Origin of the sequence: Noviherbaspirillum humi, from assembly GCF_900188095.1 — a bacterium.
In the GTDB taxonomy this organism is placed as follows: domain Bacteria; phylum Pseudomonadota; class Gammaproteobacteria; order Burkholderiales; family Burkholderiaceae_D; genus Noviherbaspirillum; species Noviherbaspirillum humi.
In genome coordinates, this window is record NZ_FZOT01000049.1 from 1 (window position 1) to 1,266 (window position 1,266).

Here is a 1,266-nt window from a genome sequence, read left to right on the forward strand (position 1 = left end):
TTTTCAGACGCCAGCAGCATGTCAAGAGCATCCTCTGATTCCAAGTCTGTAGAGGCTATCCCTATCGGCACTCCGCCTTCATCGGGATGGCCGTCGAAAACTTCAGCCTGAGACACCAAGAGCGGTGGCCACTCGGCAGACGTTATCTGCTTAACTGACGCTTTTGTCCAATACCGGTCCCCAAACGGACCAGTGATGCGGGATCGAAGAACGGAGACCTTCGACATGTTTATGAGCGGCAGACAGCCTTTACAACCGCCTCTCCCGGCCCTTCGGCCACTGGAGCCCAATTCCCTGGCTTGAAAGCATTGAATACCAGCTTCCCCTGCGCCATCGATTCTTCATGGCCAAAGCCCTTCAACTGTCGCGTGGCGTGCTTACTGCAATCTACCTCAACGTAAGAGCGCAATGACAGTTCGCCGCCTGGTCCACGCTCCTTGAAATCAGCCAACATCCAGACGCGCCTTGTGTCGCCAGCAGTTTTAATTGTCGCAGGGTCAACATAAATATCTGCCGCATCATGGGTTGCTACGGGCGTCCAAGCAGCCCAAGCTGGCACAACTGTGAGAGCGGCAAGCAGAAATATCATCTTCATAAGACATTGTGGACTAACAAACTTAGCCCATCTTACATCGATTGAGCGGAGGCAGAACCCATAACTATAGGAAGCGCTGGGCTCTGTTTGTAGCCAATTACTTCGCCACCGGTGATGAGGCCAGCAGAGCCCGTTTTGCGGCCGCTCTGCGCGATGACCTGCAGTAGCGGTCAAGGATGCTGCGCAAACTGATGGAGATCTGAACGACACAACAGATCAAGGTATGATGCGCACGCTCATTAGAGCGTCTCAAGTACTTGCCCGGCTTTTTGAGAGAGAGGCCGGGCTTTTTTATTCTATAAGCCGCTCGATCAGGCGATTGCCAGATGCAGAGCATAGAATTCGTCTCCCCCAACGTTGGATGCTAAATCGATCGTTGGCGTGCCTACTTGATAATTATTTGCCCGGCCTCGAAGAGGTCGGGCTTTTTATTGGGCAAAGCTTTTGAGGGATTATTTGTTTCCCCTACTTTATTGCTTTGCAGCAAGTAAAAGGAGCAAATGTTCTGTATGATTACGCCCTTCAAGGTCACTAATGACGCTCCAATTCATTACTGCGACGTAGCAGCCATTGACCATATAAACGCCAATAACAATGAATAGTCAGGTCGAACGTGAACAATTCAGCGAACGCCTCAGCGTCGCCTTGGAAACGGCGGGTTTCCAAAGTAA

The 1,266-nt window shown here is 51.3% G+C and carries 1 protein-coding gene; it reads right to left on the reverse strand.

Going from position 1 to position 1,266, the window contains the following annotated elements; genetic code table 11:
* Positions 1-229 precede the first annotated feature (229 nt).
* Positions 230-595, reverse strand: coding sequence for a surface-adhesin E family protein (locus CHB88_RS24970; protein ID WP_143131472.1), 366 nt, complete (start codon positions 593-595; stop codon positions 230-232).
* Positions 596-1,266 lie beyond the last annotated feature (671 nt).

What these genes read in the sequence shown, in the direction of transcription:
- CHB88_RS24970 (WP_143131472.1), bottom strand. Translation starts at nt 595, where the DNA reads ATGAAGATGATATTTCTGCTTGCCGCTCTCACAGTTGTGCCAGCTTGG.